4 protein-coding genes are annotated in these 2,004 nt (G+C 55.4%); all 4 read left to right on the top strand.

Going from position 1 to position 2,004, the window contains the following annotated elements:
* Nucleotides 1–451 (top strand): hypothetical protein (locus tag AC1D01_RS32130; protein ID WP_477873559.1); only part of this gene is annotated, 451 nt, incomplete at its 5' end.
* Between the two features lies 1 nt (nt 452).
* Nucleotides 453–917 carry a hypothetical protein gene (locus tag AC1D01_RS32125; protein WP_477873558.1) on the top strand — a complete coding sequence of 155 codons (465 nt, stop codon included), beginning with the start codon at nt 453–455 and terminating at the stop codon, nt 915–917.
* A gap of 8 nt (nt 918–925) precedes the next feature.
* On the top strand, nt 926–1,537 hold the full coding sequence (locus AC1D01_RS32120) for a hypothetical protein (protein WP_477873557.1): 612 nt from the start codon (nt 926–928) through the stop codon (nt 1,535–1,537).
* Between the two features lies 1 nt (nt 1,538).
* A partial coding sequence (locus tag AC1D01_RS32115) for a hypothetical protein (protein WP_477873556.1) occupies nt 1,539–2,004 on the top strand: 466 nt, incomplete at its 3' end.

The following is a 2,004-nucleotide window of genomic DNA, read 5'->3' as shown; positions in this document are numbered from 1 at the left end:
GCCCTGGGCGTTGCGGTTTACCGATTGGGTTCAGCGCATGGTGCCGTTCATGAACATGAAGGCGCATGCGAACTCGACGACGTATCCGCAGGTGGCACTGCTGGCTCACAGCTTGACGGTGGCGATCATTCCAATCATGTCGTTGGTTTGGCTCTGGCAGACGATGGTGAACTATCCGCAGCTACTGGCGAGGCGTCTTGCACTGGGGCGATTGACACTGAAGCAACATGCCCTCGTTGCTCTTGTTGCGCCACCGCTGTTTCTCGGTGCTGTGTACTTCTTTATCGCTTTGCCGGGAGACCCATCTTTTTCGAAGGGAGTCACCACACACAGTCGCACCGGGTTCTCCTTCTTGACCCTGTGCTTGACGTACACCACTAGCGCCATTCTTGGAGGGCAGGTTCTCTGCCTGCGGCTTTTCATCGACACCTACCTCAGAAAGAAAGCCTGAAATGCCTTCAACTGAATACAGCTTCGTTGCGACCTTCAACAGAAAACTTAACGGCCCCGACATCTTTGACTTTGTAGGCGCTCCGGTTTCAGGGGCGGACGCCTTCTTCGCTGAACTCGGCAAGATCGCCAAGCAGTTGCAAGACAAGACACTCACGGTTGCTGATGCAGCATCCGTCCGAGCGAAGCTGCAGACGTTTGCCGACGGCATCAACAAGCTCAACGAGCGAATCACACAAAGCGGTGCAGCACCCGGCAGCGCTCAAGACGCCAAATTCGCGAAGTACTTCAAATCTACGAAAGACGCCATCAACCTGGCCATGCAACGAGTCGCGTATGTCGCCGACGAAATCGCGTCTGGCAATTCGGCATCCATCCAGAAGTTTGCGTCCAGCGTATTCGGTTTCCTTAAACAGACAGATGACAACTTCCAGGTCAACCTGGGTGGAATGCGGGTGCCCGCATGAGGACGTCTATGCCACCTCCCTCATTTGAGGAGACAAAACCCCCGGTCGAGGTGCCGCCGACCATTCCGGTTTTCTCGCTTCGAGGTGCTTTGAGCCCATTGCTCATGGCTCCCTTGGCACTGCCATTGCTCGTCATTCTGTTCGCACCGGTCACGATCCTGGACTTGTGGCCTTGGGCGTTGCGGTTTACCGATTGGGTTCAGCGCATGGTGCCGTTCATGAACATGAAGGCGCATGCGAACTCGACGACGTATCCGCAGGTGGCACTGGTGGCACACAGCTTGACGGTGGCGATCATTCCAATCATGTCGTTGATTTGGCTCTGGCAGTCGATGGTGAACTATCCGCAATTGTTGGCGAGGCGACGTGCGCTAGGCCGAGTCAGTTTGAAGTACCACCTCTTCGTCGCACTCATCGGTCCACTGTTCTGTGTCGGGATCATCTACTTCTTTATAGCGTTGCCAGGTGACCCGTCTTTCGCTCGTGGCTTTACCACACACAGTCGCGGTGGATTAGCCTTTTTGAGTTTGTTCTTGGCGTACACCACCAGCATGATCCTCGGCGCACAGGTTCTCTTTTTCCGCTTCTTCATCGACACCTACTTTGGAAAGGAAGCCTGAGATGGCCTCCACCGAATACAGCTTTGTTGCGAGCTTCAACAAGAAGATCGGTGATCCCGATATTTTTGACTTCGTGGGTTCACCCGTCGCAGGAGCAGATGCCTTTTTCACCGAACTCGGCAAGATCGCCAAGCAGTTGCAAGACAAGACGCTGACGGCTGCAGATGCTGCCTCGGTCAAGGCGAAGCTGCAGGTGTTTTCCGACGGCATTAACAAGCTAAATGCGCGGATCGCCCAAGCGGGAGCAACACCTGGTAGCGCGCAGGACACCAAGTTCGCCGACTACTTCAAGTCCGTCAAGAGTCAGGTCAACTTGGCGATGCAGCAGGTCGCCTACGCGGCCGACGAGATCGTTGCCGGTAACTCGGCCTCCATCCAGAAGTTCGCATCGGGAGCCTCTGCTGTTCTCAAACAGACCGGCGCGGTGCTGGGGATGATTCAGATCGGCAAGGAGTTCTACGACAACG

The organism is Rhizobacter sp. P3_B12 (genome assembly GCF_056402895.1).
The sequence above is the reverse complement of the archived record's forward strand: the minus strand, read 5'-3'. Positions and strand labels throughout refer to the sequence as shown.

Excerpts from the sequence above, each read along its gene's own strand:
- AC1D01_RS32125 (WP_477873558.1), top strand. The coding sequence starts at position 453 with ATGCCTTCAACTGAATACAGCTTCGTTGCGACCTTCAACAGAAAACTT.
- AC1D01_RS32120 (WP_477873557.1), top strand. The coding sequence starts at position 926 with ATGCCACCTCCCTCATTTGAGGAGACAAAACCCCCGGTCGAGGTGCCG.